General features: G+C 68.7%; 19 protein-coding genes. 13 read left to right on the forward strand and 6 right to left on the reverse strand.

Annotation, left to right across the window (positions count from 1 at the left end; all coding sequences use genetic code 11):
- The first annotated feature begins 1 nt into the window (after nt 1).
- Nucleotides 2–2,305 carry a DUF262 domain-containing protein gene (locus tag B4E30_RS07065; RefSeq protein WP_286794354.1) on the forward strand — a complete coding sequence of 768 codons (2,304 nt, stop codon included), beginning with the start codon at nt 2–4 and terminating at the stop codon, nt 2,303–2,305.
- A gap of 35 nt (nt 2,306–2,340) precedes the next feature.
- Here the strand turns inward: B4E30_RS07065 and B4E30_RS07070 are convergent, their stop codons facing one another.
- The 4 genes from B4E30_RS07070 to B4E30_RS07085 form a co-directional block, all read right to left on the reverse strand.
- Complete coding sequence (locus B4E30_RS07070; RefSeq protein WP_286794279.1) at nt 2,341–2,724, reverse strand: sulfate permease; 384 nt, start codon at nt 2,722–2,724, stop codon at nt 2,341–2,343.
- A gap of 150 nt (nt 2,725–2,874) precedes the next feature.
- The gene (mobF, locus tag B4E30_RS07075) at nt 2,875–6,399 is read right to left on the reverse strand and encodes a MobF family relaxase (protein ID WP_286794281.1); all 3,525 of its coding nucleotides are present in this window, start codon (nt 6,397–6,399) and stop codon (nt 2,875–2,877) included.
- A 126-nt stretch (nt 6,400–6,525) separates the two neighbouring features.
- A complete protein-coding gene (locus tag B4E30_RS07080; protein WP_286794283.1) occupies nt 6,526–6,942 on the reverse strand; it encodes a hypothetical protein in 417 nt (138 codons plus the stop codon).
- Nucleotides 6,943–6,947: 5 nt separating this feature from the next.
- On the reverse strand, nt 6,948–7,145 hold the full coding sequence (locus tag B4E30_RS07085) for a hypothetical protein (protein ID WP_286794285.1): 198 nt from the start codon (nt 7,143–7,145) through the stop codon (nt 6,948–6,950).
- 556 nt (nt 7,146–7,701) lie between these two features.
- Here B4E30_RS07085 and B4E30_RS07095 point away from each other — a divergent pair.
- The 3 genes from B4E30_RS07095 to B4E30_RS07105 are packed head-to-tail and all read left to right on the forward strand — an operon-like array spanning nt 7,702 to nt 11,150.
- Complete coding sequence (locus B4E30_RS07095) at nt 7,702–9,168, forward strand: SCO6880 family protein (protein WP_286794287.1); 1,467 nt, start codon at nt 7,702–7,704, stop codon at nt 9,166–9,168.
- A gap of 33 nt (nt 9,169–9,201) precedes the next feature.
- Nucleotides 9,202–9,639, forward strand: coding sequence for a hypothetical protein (locus B4E30_RS07100; RefSeq protein ID WP_286794290.1), 438 nt, complete (start codon nt 9,202–9,204; stop codon nt 9,637–9,639).
- The gene (locus B4E30_RS07105) at nt 9,636–11,150 is read left to right on the forward strand and encodes an ATP-binding protein (protein ID WP_286794292.1); all 1,515 of its coding nucleotides are present in this window, start codon (nt 9,636–9,638) and stop codon (nt 11,148–11,150) included. The genes B4E30_RS07100 and B4E30_RS07105 overlap by 4 nt, the downstream gene beginning before the upstream one ends.
- 29 nt (nt 11,151–11,179) lie before the next feature.
- Here B4E30_RS07105 and B4E30_RS07110 read toward each other — a convergent pair whose 3' ends face one another.
- A complete protein-coding gene (locus B4E30_RS07110) occupies nt 11,180–12,175 on the reverse strand; it encodes an arsenic resistance protein (protein ID WP_286794294.1) in 996 nt (331 codons plus the stop codon).
- 70 nt (nt 12,176–12,245) lie between these two features.
- On the opposite strand from B4E30_RS07110, the gene cmtR reads away from it, so the two are divergent.
- The 5 genes from cmtR to B4E30_RS07135 all read left to right on the forward strand — a co-directional run bounded on the left by cmtR (nt 12,246) and on the right by B4E30_RS07135 (nt 16,154).
- Entirely contained in the window at nt 12,246–12,608 is a 363-nt protein-coding gene (gene cmtR, locus B4E30_RS07115) for a Cd(II)/Pb(II)-sensing metalloregulatory transcriptional regulator CmtR (protein WP_286794296.1), read from the forward strand.
- A complete protein-coding gene (locus B4E30_RS07120) occupies nt 12,605–13,273 on the forward strand; it encodes a cation transporter (RefSeq protein ID WP_286794298.1) in 669 nt (222 codons plus the stop codon). Before cmtR ends, B4E30_RS07120 begins: the two co-directional genes overlap by 4 nt.
- The gene (locus tag B4E30_RS07125) at nt 13,270–13,578 is read left to right on the forward strand and encodes a hypothetical protein (RefSeq protein WP_286794300.1); all 309 of its coding nucleotides are present in this window, start codon (nt 13,270–13,272) and stop codon (nt 13,576–13,578) included. Before B4E30_RS07120 ends, B4E30_RS07125 begins: the two co-directional genes overlap by 4 nt.
- A 177-nt stretch (nt 13,579–13,755) precedes the next feature.
- Nucleotides 13,756–14,346 (forward strand): hypothetical protein, encoded by a 591-nt coding sequence (locus tag B4E30_RS07130; protein WP_286794302.1) that lies wholly within the window; start codon nt 13,756–13,758, stop codon nt 14,344–14,346.
- Nucleotides 14,343–16,154: a type IV secretory system conjugative DNA transfer family protein gene (locus B4E30_RS07135; protein WP_286794304.1), complete on the forward strand. Its 1,812-nt coding sequence runs from the start codon at nt 14,343–14,345 to the stop codon at nt 16,152–16,154. Before B4E30_RS07130 ends, B4E30_RS07135 begins: the two co-directional genes overlap by 4 nt.
- 42 nt (nt 16,155–16,196) lie before the next feature.
- On the opposite strand, the gene B4E30_RS07140 is transcribed toward B4E30_RS07135, so the two are convergent.
- Entirely contained in the window at nt 16,197–16,547 is a 351-nt protein-coding gene (locus B4E30_RS07140) for a hypothetical protein (protein WP_286794307.1), read from the reverse strand.
- A 156-nt stretch (nt 16,548–16,703) separates the two neighbouring features.
- On the opposite strand from B4E30_RS07140, the gene B4E30_RS07145 reads away from it, so the two are divergent.
- The 4 genes from B4E30_RS07145 to B4E30_RS07160 all read left to right on the forward strand — a co-directional run bounded on the left by B4E30_RS07145 (nt 16,704) and on the right by B4E30_RS07160 (nt 23,437).
- Complete coding sequence (locus B4E30_RS07145; protein WP_286794309.1) at nt 16,704–17,144, forward strand: single-stranded DNA-binding protein; 441 nt, start codon at nt 16,704–16,706, stop codon at nt 17,142–17,144.
- Nucleotides 17,145–17,153: 9 nt separating this feature from the next.
- Nucleotides 17,154–17,768 (forward strand): hypothetical protein, encoded by a 615-nt coding sequence (locus B4E30_RS07150; protein ID WP_286794311.1) that lies wholly within the window; start codon nt 17,154–17,156, stop codon nt 17,766–17,768.
- Nucleotides 17,769–17,906: 138 nt separating this feature from the next.
- The gene (locus B4E30_RS07155) at nt 17,907–18,431 is read left to right on the forward strand and encodes a hypothetical protein (protein WP_286794313.1); all 525 of its coding nucleotides are present in this window, start codon (nt 17,907–17,909) and stop codon (nt 18,429–18,431) included.
- A 71-nt stretch (nt 18,432–18,502) separates the two neighbouring features.
- Nucleotides 18,503–23,437, forward strand: a complete 4,935-nt coding sequence (locus B4E30_RS07160) for a helicase-related protein (protein ID WP_286794315.1) — start codon at nt 18,503–18,505, stop codon at nt 23,435–23,437.

A 23,437-nucleotide genomic window follows, 5' to 3' on the forward strand; every position in this document is an offset into this window, starting at 1 on the left:
GATGCGAGGCACCAAGACCTCATTCGCCCGCATGTTCCAGCCGGGTGAGACCGGCGCGTACAGCATCAAGCGTGTCGAGATCCCGCTCATCCAGCGGGACTACGCGCAGGGCCGAGACGAACGCGATGTCAACACTATCCGCGCAGACTTCCTCGGCGTCCTCATCGAAGCGCTCGTAAGAGACGAGGCTGTCGACCTCGATTTTGTGTACGGGGAGATTGGCGACGGGACTCTGCGACCCCTCGACGGACAGCAGCGCCTCACTACCCTGTTCCTCATTCACTGGTATATCGCCGCGCGAACGGATCGACTCCACGACGCCGCGGCGGTCCTCCGGTTCGAGTACGCGACTCGTGCCAGCGCCGAACTCTTCTGCCGCGAACTCGTGAAGCCCGAGCACTCCCCCGGCGAGGACTTCTCCACGCCGAAGAGGTGGATCACGGATCAAGCGTGGTATCTCCATGCCTGGCGGCATGACCCGACAATCCAATCGATGTTGAACATGCTCGACGCGGTCCACGAGCGAATCACCGCGGAGAAAATCGATCTCGACTCCGCATGGGAGCGACTCGTGGACGAGTCGACACCAGCGGTATCCTTCTACCTTCTTCCCATCGACGACATGCCTTCCGGCGAAGAGCTGTACATCAAGATGAATTCGCGAGGAAAGCCGCTCACGGACTTCGAGAACTTCAAGGCGAGACTGGAGAAGCTCTTTCACGAGACTCTGCCCAAGGACGACTTTGACGCAATCATCCACAAACTCGACGGTGTGTGGAGCGACGTGCTCTGGAGCTTCCACGGCGGAGACCACCTCATCGACGACGAGTTCCTCCGGTACCTCGAGTTCATCATCGAGATCAGCGAGTGGCGCGACAACGTGATCCCTGAAGGTACCCTGCTGGAGCGGGCGGAACGCGCCTTCGACGTCGGCAACCCGAACGCAGCGAGTCACGTCGCCTTCTTGACTCATGCCTTCGACACCTGGGTAGGTGTCGACGACGTGCGCGCAGCATTTGAGGAGCACTTCGTCGACCTCGCCGGCAGCAGCGCCGCATCACAGACCGGGCGGGTGCCGCTCGACACCACGAATCTCAACCTGTTCGCAGGCTGTCTCGAGCTGTACGGAAAGCGAACTGGAAACCGGCGGCTTTTCTCTCTGGCGGAGACGCTCATGCTCTTCGCCGTGCTAATACATCGGCAGTATGCGACCCGCGAAATCGCGGTTCGACTCCGAATCCTCCGCAATCTCGTCGATGGCGCCGACGACGAAGTGCGCCTCGAACGGATGGGTGACCTCATCCCGAGCGTCGAGCAACTGATTCGCGACGGCGACCTCACCACGATCCGCGGCTTCAACCCCGACCGCGTGCAGGACGAACTCGACAAGATCGCGCTGATCGAAACCTATCCAGAGCTCGAGCGCGCAGTGCATTCCCTCGAAGACCATCCGCTCCTTCGCGGCAGGATTTTCGCGTTCGACCTCGACCCAGAGTCGCTCCAGAGCCGCGCGACTGCGTTTCCCGATGTCGTCGCGCCCGAGCACTGGCCGATCTTGACCGGCGCGCTTTTGGCGAAGGGCGACTACGGATATCCCCGCACGGCGGGCAGAGCGGTTCAACTGGGAACCGGAGACCCGAAGCAGAGCGCGCGATGGCGTGGCGTGTTCTCCAATCGAGGACGCGGTCGGAACCAGGCACTCCGAGCCGCACTCGCATCGTTGCTCGACGACGTTGCTGCGGACGGTGGTGAAGATGTCGGCCAGTCGTTGCAGCGAATCACTGATGAGTTCGTCGTGCAGGCCCGGTCAACGCGACGCTTCACCTGGCGCGCGTATCTCGTCACCTACCCGGAGATGCGCGAGGGCGAAACGGGCGTCTACTACGGCGAGTACCTGCAGCAGACTGGGCAGTGGAGACACTCCATGTGCATGCTGCGCACCCCTGACCTCAGCGGGAGCGGACGATACCGAGACCCCTATCTCTGGGCGATGTATCGAGTCAGCGGACTCTCGTCCGGTGTCGAGACTCTGTGGTTCTCGGGGTACGAGTTCCAGCCCCGGTGGCTCGTTCTCTCGGCCAGCGGCGCTGGTATTCGCGTCGTTCCCGATGGATTCGAGCTGGCTCCGCCCGCCGATGCGGCTCTGTCGCGACGGTTCCGAGACATCTGTACCCAACACGGTGCAACGTCGGACACGCACCTCCCGGTCGCGCAGATCGACCTCGAAGGCGAACTTGTCGACACTGAGGACCGGGTCGCAAGGGGGGCTGCTCTTTTGAAGGCACTCGTAGCGGCCGGTCTCTAGCGAGCGAGCCGCCAAGGGTCCAAAGCTGTTCCGGGTCAGCGGAGCGACGCGGTGAGCGCGGAGAAGTCGATGTGGATCGGATGCCCCGCCGACTCGCGCTCAACGAGTCGGCGGTCGCGCCGCTCGGCGAGGCGAGCCCGGATCAGGACGACGAGCGTGATCGGCCCGTTGACGAGGAACTTCAGCGCGTTCCAGATGAAGAGCAGCACGAGCAAGTTCAGCCAGCCCGGCCCGCCGTCAGCGATCCAGACGGTCAGGAGCCACGCGCCGAGCAGGTACGGCGCGGCGATGAGCATGGCGGGCACGCCCCACTTCAGTCCGCGCCGCGTCCGCAGTGCGTTGAGCAGGATGTTCGTCGGCATGTACGTCCGCAGGAACAGCCGAACTCGGATGCTGAGATTCCAGAGCAGTCGGAGCATGATGTCCGCCTCCTGAGAGGGTGCGTAGCTCCGCCGAGGAGGTAGATCATGTGGTGAGCGTCCCGAGAGGACCGTCGCAAGCGACCTAGAAATCGTGGCTACTACCTCGACACCCAGGGTACGCCTGACCTCGGACACACGGAAGGGCAGCTACAGGCGCGGCGCGGACACCCCGACTGCACTGACCGTGGACTCCGGTTCGGCTGCGCGTGCCGCGAGCTGTTGTGCGCGCAGGATCGCGGCGCGTGCTCGCGCGGCGTCTGTGCGCTGCCGCACGTCGTCGCCGATGACTCCGACCGCGCTGGTCTCGGTGATGCCGTAGGTGTCGCGGTAGGCCGCGATGGTGCGCGCCTCCCGTCCCCAAATCGCGGCAAGCTGCGGATCGGCGGGCTCTGGGCCGAGTTCCGCGGCCCATGCCTCGGACGCCCCAACAGCTTCGGCGACGAGTGCATCGGCGCGCTGCTCGATGAGTACGGCGCGTTCGCGGAGCGCGGCGCGCATGTCGTCGTCCATCGTGCCGAGAGCCGGGGTGATGAGTCCGGCGATAGGTATGGCGGCCTGGCGCACGCGCCCGGCACCGTCCGCTCGGCCGAGGGCTCGGATCACCCGTTCGTGGAGCACCGCAGCCACGTCGCTCGCGTCGTCGAGCGGGCGCGAAGCGACGAGCGCGCGAAGCAGGCGCTCCGTGTCGTACCCGTCCGCCTCGGCGCGGCGCAGCTCGACACCGAGCACACCGAACGCGGTCGATCCAATGGCGGCGTCGGCTTCGGCCTCGGTGAGTCGGGTGGCGCGCACGAGGGCTTCCCATCTCGGCTGCTGTGCGGCGGCAGCGATGGTCTCGTACTCGGCGGCGAGCTGGCCGACCGCCCGCCAGGCGTCCTGCTCGGCGGCGATCGTCTGGCGGGCGGAGAGTTCTGCGCCGACGTGCTGGAGCACCCCGGCGAGCACCTTGCGCGCCGCGACTGCCTTGGTGTCCTGGGTAGGCGGATGGATGTGGTCGTCGTCGGGACGGTTGATCGAGACGTAGGCGGTGTTCCCGAGCCTTCCGCGGGTCATGGCGACGTAGAAGTTCTCGCGCGTCGCGCCGGGCTCGATGAGCGTGTGTCCGGTGTCGACCGTGACGCCTTGCGCCCGGTACGCGGTGACGGCGTAGCCGAGTTCGACGTGCTCGGCGACGTACTCGGCGGGAAGCCGCATGGTCGCGCCCCAGCGCCGTCCGGCGGGACGCACCCGCAGCGATCCGTCGGCGCCGATGGCGGTGATCGTCCATCGACTGCCGTTGCGTACCCAGCCGCGGCCGATGCGCAGCTCGCGGTCGTTGCGGCGGGTGATGATCGCGTCCCCGACGGATGCCTCGGTATGGTCATGCAGCCGCACCTCGGCGCGCGCGTCGACCTGCCCGGCGAGGATGAGGTCGGCGCGGGCGCGCTGGTTCAGGGTGGTGACCATCGCGCTGGACTCGGCGATGAGGATGCTCGCCAGTCCTGTGGCGCGGTCGAGCTGCCACGCGGCGTAGGCGGCGTCGGCCATGCGTTCGGCCTCGCCCGCGTGGATGCGGCCGTGGGCCTGGTAGGTGTCGATGGCTTCGATGCGCCCGTGGCGCAGGTCGAGGGTGGCTTCCTTCTCCCAGGCTGCGGCGATGCGGCGCACGTCCGTCAGCTCGGGCACATCGACGCGGTGGGCGACGAGCATCCCGAACGCTCCCCCGGCGTCGACGGACTGGAGTTGCGCGGGGTCGCCGACGAGCAGCACCTTGGCTCCGGCGTCGGCTGCGACGCGCACGAGGCGGTCGAGCGCGAGCGTCCCGGCGAGTGATGCCTCGTCCACGATCACGAGCTGCCCGGCGGTGAACCCGGTGCCGTGGTCGCGGTAGGTCTGCCACCACTTCGCGGTGTTCTCCGTGGGGATGCCGAGGTCACCGGCCAGCACTTCGGCCGCGACCGCGGACGGTGCCAGGCCGACGACCGAGCCCTGCCCGTGCTCGGCCTCCCATGCACGCCGCAACGCGCGCAGCGCGGTGGTCTTGCCCGCCCCCGCAGGGCCGACGAGCAGGTCGAGCATCCGACCTGACGACGCAATCGCTGCGAGTGCGGCGCGCTGGTCGTCGCCGAGCCCGCGTCCACGGTGGGGTTGCAGCGCGTGCGCGATGGTTGCGTCGGCCAGGCGCGGTGCAATCTGCTCGCGGGAGCGTGCGAGCAGCCGATCCTCAGCAGCGAGCACCGCGGCACCGCTGTAGCGGGCGGCGTTGCGAGGCCGGAACACGCTCGTTCCGTCGGCGCGCCGGAACGAGACGGGACTGGAGGCCAGCTCAGGCGGGGTGAGCCGGATGGACGCCTGCTCTGCGGCATCGACGATCATGCCAGTGATCGCCTCACGGTCCTCGGTGCCGGTGAAGCGCCATCCCATCGTCTGCCGCGCGGCCTCGGCGTACAGGTTCCAGAGGCTCCACGTCGTGCGCTTCTCGGCAACCGCGGCGACCACCGACGCGCCGAGCCTGGCGATCCGCTCCAGCGGCACATCCTCCGCGCGCAGGAGCTTCGCGGGCTCGACCGCGACGGCTTCTCGCGCCCATTCGGTTGCGTCCCGGCCCAGCAGTCGGCTCGCGCGGGTGCGCCACTCCTGGGCGAGGTCGGCGAGGGGGCGGACTTCCTTGTCGGGCCGGGTTGCCAGCGTCGCCTGCTGCCGCAGCCGGATGATCGTCTCCCGCGACGGCGCGTGCCCGTGCGCCATCTCGTACTCGGCGATCAGTCGGTCCTTCTCGATGTCGATATGCCGGGACCGGGACGAGAACTCCGCAACCAGTTCCTCCTGCACCGTGGCGACCGCCCACACCGGGTTGCGGTCGGCTCCCCGCTCGCGCTGCTCCCAGCCGACGCCGAGCGCGCGGCTGAGGTGGTCGGCGAAGACCGCGTTGTGCAGCTCGCTCAGCGCCACGGTCGCCGCGTGCAGCGGCCGGCTGTCCAGCGACCGCCACTTGCCGTCGAACACGGTGCGCACCTTGTTGCTCACCACCACATGCGTGTGCAACTGCGGATCACCCGCCCGCGAATCGAAATGATCGAACGCCGTGGCGATCAGCCCCGTCACCTCGACCTGCGCAACCGCGCCATCGCGGGACGTTGCGCCCGAGCGCGTCGCCGCAACATCCCGCTCCATGAACGCAACGACCTCTTCAACGGCCGCATGGTGCGCCTCTGCGATCCGCGCCTGAGTCGCCGCGTCCGCAAGACCCCAAAGCACCGACGCGGACTTCGGCAGCGAGAAGGTGAAGTCAAACCCCGCCACCGCCCGCCGCGACCTACGCGCCGATTCCTCCGCCTCGATCACCGCGACTGCCTCGGCGCGCTCCGCCGCGCCCAGCGCCGGATCGAGCCGGGCGAGCCGCGTGGCGATCCGATCCTCGACGGCCGGGAACACCGGGTACGCCTTCCCCAGCGGATCGCCAGTCACCGGGTCGAGGCCCAAACCCAGCAGGAGCTGGAGCTGCGCCTCGGACACCTGCGCACCTTCGTGGATCTCGCCGTTCCCGAGCGCGGCAAGGCCGCCGCCCATCCAGCAGCCGGGTGGAGTGCCCTGCTCTGCGTAGTAGCGGGTCAACGGAGTCGAGAGCGCCCGCTCGCCGTCGGCGGATGCCACGGTGCGCAGCAGGTACTTGTAGCCGTCCCCCGCACCCATGACCCGCATCGAAACCGACACTCCGCACCGCCTCTGTCGTCAAAGAGGTGAGCTACTGAACCCGCCGTCAGGCGGGGTCAGCCTCGATGTGCCAGACGTGTACTGGTCTCCGGGGAGCTTCCGAGGTCAGACGAGGCGGGCGCGGACAACAGCGATGTCGCGCTCATGATCGCGCACGATCCTGTCGGCCTTGGTCGTGAACTCCGACTTGTGGATCACGACGAGCCGGATACCCTGCTGCGGCAGGATCTCCGCCTTTCGCGGGTCATAGAGCCGCCGCTGCTCGCCACGAGGCACACCGGAGACGGTCTCGCGACGGTCGAACAGCGGGACGGCCACAGTGTGCTGCTTCTCCTGGAACTCGACGACGAGCCCCAGCGCAGGCCAATACCCGTCGACGGGGAGCCTGCGAGCCCGTCCGGTCGTCGGCGACACGTCCCCGACAAGCCACAGGAACGTCGCCTGTCGCTCCCCGCGGACCCCGATCACCTCGTCGCAGAGGTCCAGAACGTAGTGCTCATCACTGTCGGCGCGCTTGCCCACGATGCCTACAGGTACTCGATGACGGCCACTACGCGGATGACGCCGTTGAACTCGTCGCCGCCTGCCACGGTGGACAGGGCGACGATGCGGTGCTCCGGCCGGGCGGCGAGATCCTGCGTGAGCGCGTCCTTGATCGAACCGCGCATGAAGTTGTCGAGGCGCACCTCCACGATCTCTTGGTTGCTGGTCAGTCCCTGAGCCATGCCTCTGTCCCTTCGGCTACGGGATCAGCCCGAGGAGCGTCACGACGCCGCTTGAGACCAGATTTCCGAGTGCTCCCGCATCGCCGCGTTCGCGCCGTACCTGACGTACAAGTTCATCTCGTTCGTGGGCTTCGACATGTACCACGCGATGTCGAGCGAGCAGGAAGCGAAGTCGGCGCTCAACCGACCCGTCCCGCTGCCGGTCAAGGCTCAGCCGAACGCGGCAAAGTCCGTTCTCGGAGGGCAAAGTGGCGCGAGAGGCGGGACTCCTCCCGCGCCGAGCACAGCTCCCGCTGCAAGTGGCGCAGCAGGCGGCGCTGCGGGCGCAGGTGGCGGGGCGGCCGCTTCTGGTGGCGGGGCTGCGGCCTCGGGAGGCGCGGCAGGTGCCGGGGCAGCAGCGGCCGGGCCTGCGGCCGCAGCCGTCGTGGGGGCGCAGGTTGTCAAAGCCGCAGCGACGACTGGGCCGAAAGTCGGTGCCGCAGTCGGCGGCGCAGCAGCCGGGCACGCAGAGACATCAACGCCGCCGATACCCGTGGCGCCGAGGAAGGGGTAGAACATGGCCACCCGGCACCCTCCGGCTCCCGAGCAGCAGCTCTCCCCCGTGCAGTTCTCCCGACTCGCGCACCGTGGCATCCTGCTCGGACTGTCGATCTCGCAGTTGATCGTGCTGGGCATCGGCGTGGTCACGGTCGTCGCCACCATCTACACGGGCGGCGGCATGGGGCTGGCCTGGACATCCCCGATCTGGCTCAGCTGTCTGCTGCTCGCGGTCGTCCCCGTGGGCGGGCGCAAGCTCGTGGACTGGCTGCCCATCGTGTCGCGCTGGATGTGGCGGAGCACCGCTGCGCAGTTGATCTTCCGCCGCCGCGTCATCAAGCCGCGTCCCGTCGGCACGCTCGCGCTCCCCGGCGATGCGACCGCGCTGCGCGAATGGGTCGATCCCGAGACGGGCGCGGCGATGGTGCACGACCCCCACGCTCAGACCCTGACCGCGGTGCTGGGGGTGACGCACCCGGCGTTCGTGCTGCTCGATCCGGGCGAGCAGGAGCGGCGGATCAACGGCTGGGGTCGGGTGCTCGCTACCGCGTGCCGCTCAGGCCGGATCGCCCGGCTCCAGGTCTGCGAGCGGACGCTGCCGGACTCAGGCACGGGGCTCGCCGAATGGTGGGCCAGGCACGGCACCGACGATGAATCCTGGCCTGCGACCACCTACCGGGAGCTGATCGAGCGTGCTGGGCCGACCGGCGAGCGCCATGCGACGACTATCTCGATTGCGCTCGATATGAATGCCTCGGGACGACAGATCCGCTCAGCGGGCGGCGGCATCCGTGGGGCTGCCGCCGTGCTGCGTCAGGAGATGACCACGCTCGTCACGGCGCTGCGAGCTGCGGACCTCGCCACAACCGGCTGGCTCGCGCCCGGCGAGGTCGCTGTCATCCTGCGCTCCGCCTACGACCCGGCTGCCGCGCCCGCGCTGGAGCGGCACGCCGACATCGGGCGTTCCCTCGCCACCGCGGGGCCGATCGCGGTGACCGAGAGCTGGGACCGCGTGCGCACCGACTCCGCGCACCACACCGTGCTTTGGCTCTCCGAGTGGCCGCGCTCGCAGGTGTTCCCCGGATTCCTCGCCCCGCTGCTGCTCACCTCCGGCGTGCAGCGGTCGTTCTCGCTCATCTGCACGCCAGTTCGCGCCGACATCGCGGCCCGCGACCTGCGGAAGAAGAAGGTCGGCCTGCTCTCCGACGCGACCCAACGTGCGAAGATCGGGCAGGTCGAGGACGCCTCGCGCACGGCTGAGTACCAGGACGTGCTCCAGCAGGAGTCCGACCTCACCGCGGGGCACGGCGTGCTCCGCTACACCGGCCTCATCTCCGTCTCCGCGCCCACGGTCGATGAGCTGGATGCCGCCGTCGCCGCCATCGAGCAAGCCGCGGTCCAGGCGTCCTGCGAGACGCGCAGACTCGTCGGCCAGCAGGCCACCGCATTTGCCGTCGCCGCGATCCCGCTCTGTCGGGACGTGTGACGCACCCAGCCCTCGACCCCGGAAGGAGTAGCCATGCCAACCTTCAGCAACCCCGTGCAGGACGCCACGGAGACCCGCCAGGCGGTGCGGGCGCTCGCTCATGCGAGCCGGGCCTTCGCCGACCCCGAGGACACCTATCAGGTGGTCGGCGAGCTGCTGGGGACGCTGCGCTCCCTGGAGCAAGTGCTGGAGCAGGTCGCGGCGGCGCATGTTCTGCACCAGGACAAGGCGTTCCTCGACAACGGCGACCACGAGGCCGGGGTTGACGAGGCTTGGGCCGCCGCCAACGCACTGCGCAGGGCCGCAGAACTCGTCCAGTCAGCCGAGAACGCCGTCGATCAGGCGTCGCAGCATTCGAGCTACATCGCGTGGCACCCGGCACCTGTCGCCAGTCGACCTGAGTTGGACCCGTTCTCCCGCGACCCGTTCGAGGCACCCCCGGTCAGCTCCCGGCGAGGACTATCGCTATGAGCCCCGGCGACCGCGAGCTCCTGCACACCGCGGTCCTGCTCGACCCGGCGGGCGAGCGCCGCGCCGCGCGGAAGGCGCGACGGCGAGCGGCGAGCAAGATCGAGACCGCCGACCGCAAGGCCCAACAGGAGCGGGCGCGGGCGACATGGGAGGCGGAACGCGAGGCAAGTCGGGCGACGACCTACCTGCCACCGTCCGGCGAGACGAGGCCCGCAGCACTCCGCACGCCTGGCCGTTTCCGGCTTCCGCGCCACCAGGACACAAGCGCGACGCTGGCAGGGGCATATCCGTTCCTCGCCGAGGGCGGGCTCGGCTCTGCTGGCGTGTTCGTCGGCCAGGATCTCTACAGCGGGGCTTCGTTCGTCTACGACCCCTGGGTGCTCTACGCGCAGGGCATCATCACCGCGCCGAACATCGTGCTCGCGGGGATCGTCGGCTCCGGCAAGTCCTCGCTCGCCAAGAGCCTCTACACGCGATCCATCCCGTTCGGTCGCCGGGTGTACGTCCCCGGCGATCCGAAGGGCGAGCACACGGCGGTCGCCGAAGCGGTGGGCGGGCGGGCGATCATGCTCGGGCACGGGATGTCCACGCGACTGAACCCGCTCGACGAGGGGCATCGACCCTCGGGCCTCAGCGATGCCGAGTGGCAGAGCCAGGTCACCTCCCGACGACGTGACCTGATCGGAGCACTCGCCGAGACCGTCCTCGACCGCGGCCTCACCCCACTGGAGCACACAGCCGTCGACATCGCGCTCGCCGATGCGGTGCGCTCGGCCGAGGTGCCGATCCTTCCGATGGTGGTCGACCGCATCCTCGCTCCGAACGCCGAGAACGACGACGGCAGGCTCGCCGAGGACGGCCGACTCGTCGGACACGCGCTTCGTAGACTCGTGGCCGGTGACTTGGCGGGACTGTTCGACGGCCCGAGCACCGTGCGCTTCGACCCGTCACTGCCGATGGTGTCGCTAGACCTGTCGCGGGTTGCGGAGAACTCGACGCTCATCTCCGTGCTCATGACGTGTTCGTCGGCGTGGATGGAATCGGCGCTGCTCGACCCGGCGGGCGGCCCGAGGTGGGTCGTGTACGACGAGGCGTGGCGGCTCATGTCGCATCCGGCGCTGCTGCGCCGGATGGATGCACAGTGGCGGCTCGCGCGGCACTACGGCATCGCCAACCTGCTCATTTTCCACAAGCTCAGCGACCTCGACAACGTAGGCGACCAGGGCTCGGCGATGCGCGCACTCGCCTCGTCGCTGCTCGCCAACGCGGAGACGAGGGTGATCTACCGGCAGGAGAGCGATCAGCTCGGCGCGACCGCCCAGGCCCTCGGGCTCACCGGAACCGAGCAAGGGCTGCTCCCCGGTCTCGGCACCGGGCAGGGGCTCTGGAGGATCAAGAACCGCTCGTTCGTCGTCCAGCACCAGCTCCACCCTGCCGAGCTTGCGATGTACGAGACAGGTCAGAAGGCCAGAGGTGACTCCCGCGAGTTCACGAATCCTGAACCTCGTTGAACCGGAAGCTCACGGATCGAGAGGCTATTTCAGGCTGTGTGAGGCAGTGAGTCCTCAGTGTCGACGTGAGCGGGGAGGAGGCGTGGGATGAGCCGGACGAAGATGACCATGACGATGAGTTCCACGAGGGTCTGTGTCACGACGACGAGCGGGGCGAGGTCGAACGTTGCGGGCAGGGCGAGGACGAGCGGGAGGACGACGAGGGAGTTGCGGGTCGCGCCGCTGAACACAATCGCGCGGCGGCCGGGCGTGTCGAGCCCTGCGGCGCGCCCGGCGAGAGCGCCGATGGGGACCATGACCGCCGCGAACAGGATGTAGACCGGAAGTGCGAGCAGGAGCGCGCCGAGCTGTCGCCCGACGCCAGCGATCTGTGAGGCGACAACCACGGCAAGGGTCAGCATCATCAGCGGCACCATCGCGCCCAGCACGATCTCCTGCACGATCGCTCCCCAGCGGGTGCGGGTCGCGGCGAGCTGGGTGAGTCCGGCCGCGATGAGCGGGAGAACGATGAGCAGCAGGAACGCCTCGATGAACGGGGCGAGGTCGATGGCGTCGACGAACTCGGGGCCGACGAACAGCAGCAGGTAGAGCGGCAGCAGGAGCATCTGGCCGAGCATGAGGATCGGCGCGGCGGCGAGCAGGCGGTCCCTCGCACCGCCGGCGATCCCGGTGAACACGATGACGTAGTCCACGCAGGGCGTGAGCAGCACGAACAGCACCCCGACGAGCAGCACTTGATCGTGCGCGACGATCCGCGAGAGTAGGAACACCACGATCGGCACGGCGACGAAGTTCACCGTGAGGACCGTGACGAGGAATCGCCAGTCGCGGAACGCCTGCCCGATCTTGGCGAACGGTACGCCGAGGAAAGTGGCGTAGAGCAGCAGCCCGAGCACGGGGTTGATCGCCAGCTCCGCCGGATGCGCGACGGCAGGAGCCAGCAGGCCGACCACAGCGCCGACGATGAGCGCGGCGAGGTACAGCGGCACCTGCCACCGCTCCATCCAATCCGCCGTCGCGCGCATGCTCCCCATCCTCCCAGCCTTCCAGCCTTCCAGCCTTCCAATAGGTCACTAGTCGCTGTATGGTCAGTGTATGCTGACTCTTGCTCCTCGGGTGGACGTGATGAACCGGCTAGGCCGGGCGATGGCCGACCCCACCCGCTCCCGCATCCTCCTCTCGCTGCTGACCGCGCCGGGCTATCCGGCGAAGCTCGCCCGCGACCTGGACCTCACCCGCACGAACGTCTCCAACCACCTGGCCTGCCTGCGCGGCTGCGGCATCGTGGTCGCCGAGCCCGAGGGCCGCCAGACCCGCTACGAGATCGCCGACCCGCACCTGGCCGCAGCCCTGACCGCGCTGGTGGACGTGACCCTCGCTGTAGACGAGTCCGTGCCGTGCATAGACCCGGCCTGCACCGTGCTGGGCTGCTGCGAGCCGGTCGAGGCCGCGTCGTGACGACCCCCGCGCTCACCGATGAGCGGCGGGCCGTGCTGCACCGGCGGGTGCGGTTCATCGTGTTCTTCACGATCACCTGGAACGTCATCGAGGCCGTCATCGCCCTCGCCGCCGGCACCATCGCGTCCTCGGCGGCGCTGATCGGCTTCGGGCTGGACTCGGTGATCGAGGTCGCCTCGGCCACGGCGATCGCCTGGCAGTTCACCCGCAAAGACCCCGAACGCTGGGAGAAGGCCACCGTCCGGGTGATCGGGATCGCGTTCTTCGCCCTGGCCGCCTACGTCACCGTCGACGCGATCCTCGCTCTCACCGGCGTCCGCGACCCCGAGCACAGCCCGGTCGGGATCGGCATCGCCGTCGCCAGCCTGATCGTGATGCCCGCGCTGGCCTGGTTCGAGTTCCGCACCGGGCGGGAGCTGCGCTCCAAGAGCGTCCAGGCCGACGCCAAGCAGCTCCTGCTGTGCATCTACCTCTCCGGCACCGTGCTCATCGGCCTGATCCTGAACTCGCTGTTCGGGTGGGCGTGGGCCGACTCGGTGGCCGCGCTCGTCGTCGCCGTCCTCGCGATCCGGGAAGGCATCGAAGCCTGGCGCGGCGACCTCGAATCCCCCTTCGAGGTACTCGAAGACCTCGACCACGACGACCAGGAGGAGGCCACCCCATGACGCACATCGGCCCCCTGAACAGCCTGCCGATCGCCTGCACGCTCACCCCGTCCGCAGGCAAGGAGCAGATCGAACGCTGGCGGGCATTCGATGCGGACTACGCCCTCGACATCGAACACACGGACACGCGGCTGACGATCCACTACGCCAAGGTCGAGGACTCCATCACCCGTCTACGCGAACTCGTCGCGGCCGAAAGCACCTGCTGCGCCTTCGTGGACTGGGGCATCGAGGAAGGGCACTCGGACCTGCGGCTCGTGGTGACTGGAACCCCGGAACAACTCGCCGCACTCAACGTCGGATAGCTCGGACAGAGCTACAGATTTACGATTCCTGTGCGGACTTCACGAATCGCGAGCATCTCGTACGTCAGTTGTCACTAGTCACGGACCTCTTGCCGTAGCTGCCCGCGTACCTGCTAGGTATGAGATTTCGACCCACCTCCACCGCGATCAAACTCACGGCGGTTGGGACAGCGTGAAATGTCCATCACCCTTTCGCGGCGACGACGCGCTCGCTCAGCGAGCGCCGAGCAGGAGGACTCAGCCAACGTGCCGCCCGTGCTGCCGGTCGTGACGATGACCGTGCAGGCGAACGCGACGCTGCGCGTCGTGGTCGACGGGGAGCCGTTCGGCCCGCCGACGTTCGCTCCGCCGTGGCAGCGGCACTCGTTCGCGCAGATCATCGGCGAAGTGATCGAGCAGCGCCGCTCCCCCGTCCGCGTCGTGGTGCACGAACTCGACGGCACCGTCTACACGGACATCGTGACCGCTCCACTGCACCCTGCACCCCTCGACCAGTCCCCCGCTGAGCTGCCGCCGGCTTCCGTCGAGCATGACGACCTTGCACCTGACGATGCCGCGCCGCTGCACCCGCTCGCACTCCAGAACGCCGAGGGCTTCGTGCCAGGCGAGGATGTTGCCGTCGCGGTCATCGTGCGGCACACCGGAGCAGGCCGCGAAGGTGCCGCTCGGGCGTTGATTGAGCCGGGACTGCTCGACCTCAGCCCCAGGCACGAGGTCATCCTGCTCGGCCGCGTGTCCGGCACCTGCATCGTCGGGCACCCGACATGACCAGTTCGTCACCGCGAGCCGGGGCGTTCGGCGACGAGCTGACGAACCTCGCCCTCGGCGCGCTCATCGGTGCGATGCTGCTGGCCGGTGCGCTGCGCTTGGCCGGGAGCATCGCTGCGTTCGTTACGGGCGCGCCCCAGCCCGCGGCGGGTCTCGAAGCGGGAGTCGGAGTGGTCTTCCGCGCCGACGACCCCGGCTCGGCACTCGGCTCCGCGTCGCTCAGCCCCGTCGCCTACTGGATCACCGTCGCACTCCTGCTCGCCGCCATCGGCACCGCGGGGTGGTTCATCTGGCGATGGGTGCGCGAGCTGGGCAAGCGGACCAAGGCAGACCCAAACCGGATCGAGGGAATCGCCGATGCGCGCGACGTGCAGCGCGCCGCGTCCGAACGCGACCTTCTGCGTCGCGCGAAGACGCTGCGCCCCTCGCTCACGGACCCGAAGCCCGAGCAGGTCGGCTACCTCCTTGGCACCTCACGCGGCAAGGGCGTGTGGACATCCGTGGAGGACTCGATCCTGCTCATCGGCCCGCCGAGATCCGGGAAGGGCGCGAACATCGTCATCAACTCCATCCTCGACGCGCCCGGTGCGGTCATCACGACCTCGACCCGGCCGGACAACCTCACGGCGACGCTCCGCGCTCGCCAGGCGCGCCGCGGCCCGGTCTCCGTGTTCGATCCCCAGCATCTCGCCGAGGGCGTGCCTGCGGGTCTGCGATGGTCGCCGATTCGCGGGTGCGAGGTGCCCTTGACTGCGATGATCCGCGGCACAGGTCTCGCCGCGGGAACCGGTCTCTCCGGCCCCTCCGTCGAGAACGGCGGATTCTGGGAGGGCAAGACGCGCACTGCGCTTCAGGCGCTTCTGCACGCCGCAGCCCTCGACCATCGACAGCCCGCCGAGCTGTTCCGCTGGACGCTCGACCCCGCGGCTGCGGCGGATGCCGTCTCCATTCTCGCCTCGCACCCCCAGGCTGCGACCGGATGGGCCGAGTCGCTCGACGGGATGCTGCAATCCGACCCGCGCACGCGAGACTCCATCTGGCAGGGCGTCTCGTTCTCTCTCGCCTCCCTCGCCGACCCGCGGGTGCTGGAAGCGGTCAGTCCCAGCGAGGACGAGCAGTTCGACCCCGAGGCGTTCCTGCGCGACTCCGGCACGCTTTACCTGCTTGCGACAGGAGCCGGAGCCGGGGCGTCCTCGTCGCTCGTCGCGGCGTTCATCGAAGACCTCGTGGAGACGGCCCGGCGCATCGCGGCGCGCTCGCCGGGCGCGCGGCTCGACCCGCCCGTGCTGCTCGCACTCGACGAGATCGGGAACCTCGCGCCTCTGCCTTCGCTCCCGGTCCTCATGGCAGAGGGCGGCGGCACCGGGCTCACGGTGATGCCCGTGTTCCAGTCGCTCGCCCAGGCGCGAGGTCGTTGGGGCGACGACGCCGCGACCGCGATGTGGGATGCGAGCATCACCAAGATCGTGCTCGGCGGCGGGACGGACACACGGCACCTCCAGGACATCTCCACACTGATCGGCGAACGCGACGAGACGACTGACTCCGTGACCATCGGCGAGCGCGGCTTGCGCTCGAATCAACGCTCGATCCGGCGCGTCCCGATCATGAAGGTCGAAGACATCCGCACCCTGCCCCAGGGCACTTCACTCGTGCTGCTGCGCTCTGCGCCGCCGATCATCACGACCATGCGCTACTGGCTCCATCGGCCGGATGCCGAGACGCTACTCGCCCAGCGCGCCGAGGTCGAGGCGGTCATGCAGCCGGGCACCGCTGGGATGGGTGAGGCAACAGTCGTCGGCGACTGACCCACCTTCGCGTGACCGCCAGATCGGCGCCCACCGCGGACGCTAGATCGGCCAGTCTTTGTGCAGCTCCGAGCCGATACCAAGGGAACTCAGGTCCGCGGTAACGGCAAGCCACAAGTCATTGAAGACCTGGTCGGCGTCGCCCGTCCAGTCGTTTGGAATCGGGGTCGGCGAATCGACGGTGTACGAGACGACGTACCCCGGAGCCGAGGAGTCGTCCCAAGTCAGCGAGACGTTGAGCCTCGCGTTCTCCAGTTTCACGTCGTCATCACCGTCGCCGAATCTGTCGGCGACGTACTCATAGTCGTATGAGAACTGGTAGGAGTCATCCTGCTTCATCGAACGCAGGTACTCGTCTTCATCCTCGAATTCTTCGCCGGTCGAGTTGTTCACGAACGACACTGGACGACCTACCTCTCGCGTTCTCTGCCCAGGCGACGCTCGCCTCTCAGCCATGTCATCACAGTAGCCGGGGCGCGGACGGTCGAGCCTGCGCACCTATCGGGTAGCAATCCTCTCTCGGCAGGAGAAGTAAGTAAGGAGCACCCGATGCGAACCAAGGAATCCCTGTGGGGCTTCTTCGCCAGCGACCCGCAGTTGTCCTTCAACGAGGACGGTGAGGCGCGGCTGTTCGCCTGGATCGGTCAGGAGCAGTTCGAGCGCAACCCGGACGGCTCGTTCACCCAGGGCGAGACGAAGTTCTACCCGTTCAAGATGTTCCGGCGCAGCGCGGAGCACGCCTACGAGAAGTTCGCGCGCGGCGACAACTTCGTCGCCAGCGGCCACGTCCAGAAGTTCAGCTATGAGAAGAATGGTGAGACTGTCAGCGGCGAGGAGTTCATCGCCACGCACATCGGCCCCGACGCCGCCCGCACGAGCTACGCCGTCGACCGTGGCCGCTCGCGGTCGCAGCAGGTCGAGAGCGCGCCCATCGAAGCGCCCGACCCGACCCTTCCGCAGCAGCCGTCGCCCCGTCCGATGACGCTGTGAGGCCGCGTCATGACCACCGAGACGACGCTGTTCCCGCCGGACGATCCCGACTTCGACGTGCCCCCGCCCGAAGAACCGGAGCCGGAGCCGGTGGCACCTTCGCCGAGGCCGGCCAAGGAGGCGGACCCCGATACGGGGGACGCGCCCGAACCGCCGCGCCCCGTGAACTGGAACATCCTGACCGCGGCCGAGGCGCAGGTGGAGTGGCTGGAGCTGAACGCCTGGGTGAACTGGCTGCGCCACGAGTTCGGGCTGAGCGTGAATGTCGTGCCGCCGTACTGGCACCGGCACCCGGAGCTGGTGTGGCCGCTGTCGGCGCTGCGCCAGCACTACCTGAATGCCTACGACAAGAAGCAGCACGGCTCCGCACCGTTCGGCTGGTGGCGAGACTTCTGGGCTTTCATCCCGCAGCTCCGGGACGCGGTGACGGCGTGCGGGACGAAGCTCAACACGGATCGCCCGACGCGGCAGGCCGTCTGGCCGGGCGAAGACGACCTGCCCCCGGTCACGGAGACGATCATCCCCAACCGGGACGCCGACTTCACGCAGTTCGTCAAGGAGGACGTGGCGCGCAGGCAGGCCATCGAGGACGAGTTCTACGCCCGCCTCGCGGCGGAGCAGTAGGGCGCGGGCGGTGACTGCAAATGGCGCGGCAGCGATCCCGGAAGCCCTGGCCGGGGCAACTGGAGTTCGATCTGTGGGGGCTCGACGAGCCCGCGGCCGACGCCGCGCTCACCGCAGCTCGGGAGGCTGGGGCAGGCGATGAACAAGTACGGGCAGATGGCGCTGTCGCATTGGCAGGCGACGGTCCCGAGCCGGGTGGCGGAGCTGAGCGATCCGGCGGCATTCTTCGAGGCGATGGGCCTGGAAATGCAGACGCAGGTGACGAACCTCGCGTCAATGCTGGCGGGGAGCGACCGGCAGGGGGAGACTTTCTTGCAGAAGGTCGCCCGGCTGACAGCAGCCCGGAAGCAGGCGGAGGAGGTCGTGATGTCACAACTGGCGTGGATCACCGACCCGAGCCTGCCGCTGGATCAAGCGCGGGAGGAATGGGAGCAGACCCGGCCCTCCGACGAGAACCTGATCCTCTGGGCGGAGCGGATGCAGGACTGCCCGGATTCGATGCCCTCCTCCGTGGAACTGGAGGAACTGGCGAAGAAGTGGGCGCTCAGCGTCGAGTTCCTGCTGGAACTCGTGGCGACGGAGCCCCCGCGGGAGTACATGCGGGCAAACCAGGCGACGCTCGCCGAGGCGGCGACGATCCGCTTCTTCCGCGAGCTGCGGTAGCGCCCCGTTTCGTCCCCGCCTCGCAGGACGACCTCGGGCCGTCAGGCGCGAAAGCGCGCTATCGGGCGAACGTGGAGGCGATCCAGCTCATCCACGATCTGAACTCGACGGGTCGCCCCGCGTCCCCGGAGGGTCAGCGCGTGCTCGCCCGCTGGTCGAGCTGGGGCGCGATCCCCGAGGTGTTCGATGACCTGAAGCCCGATTGGGATGCCGAGCGCGCCGAGCTGCGCGAGCTTCTGAGCGACGACGAGTGGGAGGCCGCGGAGCGGACGACCATCAACGCGCATTACACCGACCCGACCATCGCCCGGCAGGTGTGGCGACTGCTGGACGGCCTGGGGTTCAGCGGAGGCGCGGTCCTGGAGCCCGGCTCCGGGGCGGGCACGTTCATCGGCCTCGCGCCGGAGTCGGCACAGATGACCGGAGTGGAACTTGATCCGCTGACGGCGGCGATCTGCGCCGAGCTGTACCCGCACGCGACCGTCCGCGCCGAGTCCTTCGCCGACACCCGGCTGCCTGAAGGACACTTCGACGCCGCCATCGGCAACGTGCCGTTCAGCAGCGTCACCCTGCACGACCCGCTGCACAACGCGACCCGGCAGTCGATGCACAACCACTTCATCATCAAATCGCTGCGCCTGACCCGGCCCGGCCGACTCGTCGCGGTTCTCACCTCGCACTTCACGATGGACGCGCAGAACCCCGGCGCGCGGCGGGAGATGAACGAGCTGGCCGACCTCGTGGGCGCAATCCGCCTGCCCACCGGGGCGCACCGCCGAGCCGCGGGGACGGAGGTGGTGACCGACCTGCTCGTGTTCCGGCGGCGACCGGACGGCGAGCAGATGCGCGACGACGCCTGGGAGACGGTTGCGCAGGTGCCCATCGACGGCGTGCCGATGCGGATCAACCGCTACTTCGATGAGCACCCGGAGCAGATGCTCGGGGAGGTCGGCGTCGGCCACGGGATGTACGACGCGGCCACGCTCACCATCACGACCGATCTGGCCGACTTGGAGGCGGAACTCGCGGTCGCCGTCGACCAGATCGTGTTCTCCGCGCGCCGGGCCGGGCTGACGATGACCGAGCGCACCGCCGAGCAGCAGGCGCGCCGGGCGGCGTTCACCCCGTCGGCGCCAGAGCTGTGGGACGGCAGCATCGTGGCGGGCGAAAGCGGCGGCTTCCGCACCGTTGTCTCCGGCTCGCTGGAGCCGCTTGCGGTGCCGAAGTCCGCCGAGCGCGAGCTACGCGCCCTGCTGCGTCTGCGCGACGGGGCATCTCGCCTGCTGACCGCGGAAGCTGCGAGCGTGGACGATACGCCTGACATCGTGCTCACCCGCACGACGCTGCGCCGTGACTACCTGAAGTATGTCGGCACCTACGGGGCGCTGAACCGCTACACGCTGCGCCCCACCGGGCGCACGAACGAGGACGGCGAGGAGACCTTCGCGCGCATCGTGCCGACCCCGATCCGGCTTCTGCGCTCCGACCCGTTCGGTCCCCTGGTGCTCGCGCTGGAACAGTTCGACGACGAGGATCAGTCCGCGTCGCCTGCCGCGATCATGAGTCACCGCGTGGTGGTACCGCGCGCCGAGGTGCAGGGTGTCGACAGCCCGGCCGATGCCATCGCGGTCAGCCTCGACCGCACTGGCCGCATCGACATCACTCTCGTCGCCGACCTGCTCGGCATGAACGACCGCGAGGCGCGCGAGGCGCTGGGAACGCTCGTGTTCGCCGATCCGGTCACGAACCAGCTCATCCACGCGCCGGAGTATCTGTCGGGCGACGTGCGGGTCAAGCTCGAAGCGGCACGGCTCCGCGCCGAGGACGAGCCGGAGTTCCAGGTCAACGTCGATGCGCTCGCTGAGGTGTTGCCCGCGCCGCTGGGCATCCAGGACATCCACGCGAAGCTCGGCGCGGTCTGGATCAGCGCCGACGTGCACGAGCAGTTCCTGCGGAGCACCCTGCGCGCGCCCGACGTTCGCGTGGAGAACCCGCTGCCAGGCATGTGGGAGATTCGCGGCGGTCGGCAGGGGCTGCCCTCCACCTCGGAGTGGGGCACGCCTCGCCGCCCCGCGCCGGACATCGCCCAGGCCGTCATGGAGCAGCGGACGATGCTCGTTTACGACGAGGAGAAGGACATCGACGGCAAGGTGCGTCGCGTGCTCAACCCCGTCGAGACCGCCGCAGCGCAGGAGAAGGCCGACGCCCTCCAGGAGCGGTTCAGCGAGTGGGTGTGGGAAGACCCGGCCCGCGCGCAGGCACTCGTGGACGAGTACAACCGGCGCTTCAACTCCATCGTGCTCCGCGACTACACGGATGCCGGGGCGTATTTGTCGTTGCCCGGCCTGGCGTCGAACTTCGAGCCGCGCACGCACCAGCGGGCCGCGGTCGCGCGCATGGTGTCCGAGCCCGCCGCGGGTCTGTTCCACGAGGTCGGCGCGGGCAAGACCGCGGAAATGATTATGGGCGCAATGGAGATGCGCCGGATGGGGCTCATCAGCAAGCCCGTCGTGGTCGTGCCGAATCACATGCTGGAGCAGTTCGGGCGCGAGTGGCTCCAGATCTACCCGCGCGCCCGTGTGCTCGCGGCGTCGAGCCTCGATCTCACGGCAGACAAGCGGCGGCTGTTCGTCGCCCGCGCCGCCGCGAACGAGTGGGACGCGATCATCGTCACCCAGGGCGCGTTCGCCAAGATTCCGCTGCGCGCCGAGACGCAGGCACAGTACATCCGCGGGCAGGTCGAGGACGTGCGGCAAGTGCTGGGCGAGGCTACCGGCGAGCAGCGGATGAGCGTCAAGCGCATCCAGCGCAAGCTCCTGGCGATGGAGAACAAGCTGAAGGAGCGCACCGATACCGACCGCGACCGCGGGGTCTGCTTCGAGGACACGGGCATCGACTACGTCATCGTCGACGAGATGCACATGTACAAGAACCTCGCCACGGAGTCGAACATCCGCGACGCCGCCATCGAGGGTTCGGATCGCGCGAGCGACCTGCACATGAAGCTCGAATACCTTCGCTCGGCAGGACGCGAGCGGGTCGTGACCGCGGCGACCGCGACGCCCATCTCGAACTCGATCACCGAAACCTATGTCATGCAGCGATACCTGCGGCCCGACGTGCTGGAGTCGGCGGGTGTCGGCGCGTTCGATGCGTGGGCGGCGACGTTCGGCGAGTTGGTCACGCAGATGGAGATCTCGCCGACCGGCAGCACCTTCCGAATGAAGACCCGCTTCGCCCGGTTCCAGAATGGGCAGGAGCTGCTTCGGATGTGGTCGGTGTTCGCCGATGTGAAGACCGCCGACGACCTCGACCTGCCCGTGCCCGCGCTCGTGCAACGCGACGACGGCAGCCGCGCGCCCTCCACCGTGCCGGTGCAGCCGACCGTCGAGCTGGAGCAGTACGTCGCCTCCCTCGCCGAGCGCGCCGAGAAGGTCGCCACTCGCCAGGTGCGGCCCGACGAGGACAACATGCTCCTGATCGCCACCGACGGGCGCAAGGCCGCGCTCGACATCCGCATGGTCGTCCCCCGCGACCCGTCCGGGCCGAGCAAAGTCGACGTCGCCGCCGACGCGATCCACCGCATCTGGGAACGCACCCGAGACAACGAGTACCTCGACACGCTGACTGGGCAGCCCTCCGCGGTGCGCGGGGCGCTCCAGCTCGTGTTCAGCGACATCGGCACCCCGAACCAGGACAGGTGGAACGCCTACGACGAGTTGCGGCAGCAGCTCGTGCAGCGCGGCATCCCCGCCGAGCAGGTCAGGTACATGCACGAGTCGAAGACCGACGTGGAGAAGGCCCGCCTCTTCGCCGCGGCCCGCGCCGGCCACGTCGCCGTGCTCCTCGGATCGACGGAGAAGATGGGCGTCGGAACGAACGTCCAGGCCCGCGCCATCGCGCTGCACCATCTGGACTGCCCGTGGCGGCCATCCGACATCGCCCAGCGCGACGGGCGCATCATGCGGCAGGGCAACCAGAACGAGGAAGTGGCGATCGTCCGCTATTTCACCGAGCGTTCCTTCGACTCCTACATGTGGCAGACCGTCGAGCGGAAGGCCGCGTCGTTCGCGCAACTCCTGCGCGGCAAGATCAACGCCCGCGAGATCGAGGAGATCGACACCTCCGCGCTGTCCGCCGCAGAAGCCAAGGCCATCGCCTCCGGCAACCCGCTCCTGCTGGAGCACTCCGTCATCCTCAACGAGGTCAATCGGCTGCGCCGCTTGCAGCGCGCGCATGAGCGCAACGAGGACATGCTGGTGCACACCGGAAACCGCGCCCGGTCGGCCGCAGAGCGCGCCGCCGCGGACATTCGCGGGCTCGAAGCCGCTGCCCCACAGATGATCGACACGAGCGGCGACAGGTTTCGCATCACGCTCGGCACGCGCGACTACGACTCCCGTTCGGAGGCCGCGCACGCGCTCGCGGCGTGGATGGGCGACTCGGGACTGAAGTGGCTGCCGCGGTACGGGCACAAGGACTTCGGGATCATCGGCCGCATCTCCGGCTTCGACATCCACGTCGAGGCCCGCTCCGGGCTCGCCGCCCTCGATGTGACCGTCTCCCTACCCGAGGTTCCCCGCTCGGGATTCACGCTGCCGAAGGAGTCGTTCCTGGAAGCCGGGCTCGGGCTGGTGCAGCGCATCGAGAACCGTGTCAGCGGCATCCCCGCGCTCCTCGACCAGGCCCGCGAAGACCTGGAAGAAGCCGAACAGACCGTCGCCGACACCAACCAGCGCCTCAGCCAGCCCTTCCGCCACGCCCAGACCCTCGCCGACGCCGAGGAAGACCTCGCCCGCGTCGAGTCCCAGCTCGCCGCAATGCAGGACGAACCCGCCCCCGAGCCCGCCGCGCCGGAATCCGAGCGCGTCGAGCTGACCATCGAAGCCGTGCGCGCCTACGAACCGAACCTCGGGTCACGAGAGAGTGCGGGTCGTGAGCCCGCGGCCCCGTTCGTCCCCGCGACGCCCCCTGCCGCGCCGCCGACCAACGCGCCGAGGCTGTAG

Origin of the sequence: Microbacterium sp. UBA3394, from assembly GCF_002358725.1 — a bacterium.
Classification (GTDB): Bacteria; Actinomycetota; Actinomycetes; order Actinomycetales; family Microbacteriaceae; genus Microbacterium; species Microbacterium luteum.

Bases quoted from the DNA above. Each gene is read 5' to 3' on its own strand.
- B4E30_RS07130 (WP_286794302.1), top strand. From the start codon at position 13,756: ATGTCCATCACCCTTTCGCGGCGACGACGCGCTCGCTCAGCGAGCGCC.
- B4E30_RS07145 (WP_286794309.1), top strand. From the start codon at position 16,704: ATGCGAACCAAGGAATCCCTGTGGGGCTTCTTCGCCAGCGACCCGCAG.
- B4E30_RS07150 (WP_286794311.1), top strand. From the start codon at position 17,154: ATGACCACCGAGACGACGCTGTTCCCGCCGGACGATCCCGACTTCGAC.
- B4E30_RS07125 (WP_286794300.1), top strand. From the start codon at position 13,270: ATGACGCACATCGGCCCCCTGAACAGCCTGCCGATCGCCTGCACGCTC.
- B4E30_RS07135 (WP_286794304.1), top strand. From the start codon at position 14,343: ATGACCAGTTCGTCACCGCGAGCCGGGGCGTTCGGCGACGAGCTGACG.
- B4E30_RS07070 (WP_286794279.1), bottom strand. From the start codon at position 2,724: ATGCTCCGACTGCTCTGGAATCTCAGCATCCGAGTTCGGCTGTTCCTG.
- cmtR (WP_286794296.1), top strand. From the start codon at position 12,246: ATGCTGACTCTTGCTCCTCGGGTGGACGTGATGAACCGGCTAGGCCGG.
- B4E30_RS07155 (WP_286794313.1), top strand. From the start codon at position 17,907: ATGAACAAGTACGGGCAGATGGCGCTGTCGCATTGGCAGGCGACGGTC.
- B4E30_RS07095 (WP_286794287.1), top strand. From the start codon at position 7,702: ATGGCCACCCGGCACCCTCCGGCTCCCGAGCAGCAGCTCTCCCCCGTG.
- B4E30_RS07110 (WP_286794294.1), bottom strand. From the start codon at position 12,175: ATGCGCGCGACGGCGGATTGGATGGAGCGGTGGCAGGTGCCGCTGTAC.
- mobF (WP_286794281.1), bottom strand. From the start codon at position 6,399: ATGGGTGCGGGGGACGGCTACAAGTACCTGCTGCGCACCGTGGCATCC.
- B4E30_RS07105 (WP_286794292.1), top strand. From the start codon at position 9,636: ATGAGCCCCGGCGACCGCGAGCTCCTGCACACCGCGGTCCTGCTCGAC.
- B4E30_RS07065 (WP_286794354.1), top strand. From the start codon at position 2: ATGCGAGGCACCAAGACCTCATTCGCCCGCATGTTCCAGCCGGGTGAG.
- B4E30_RS07100 (WP_286794290.1), top strand. From the start codon at position 9,202: ATGCCAACCTTCAGCAACCCCGTGCAGGACGCCACGGAGACCCGCCAG.
- B4E30_RS07085 (WP_286794285.1), bottom strand. From the start codon at position 7,145: ATGGCTCAGGGACTGACCAGCAACCAAGAGATCGTGGAGGTGCGCCTC.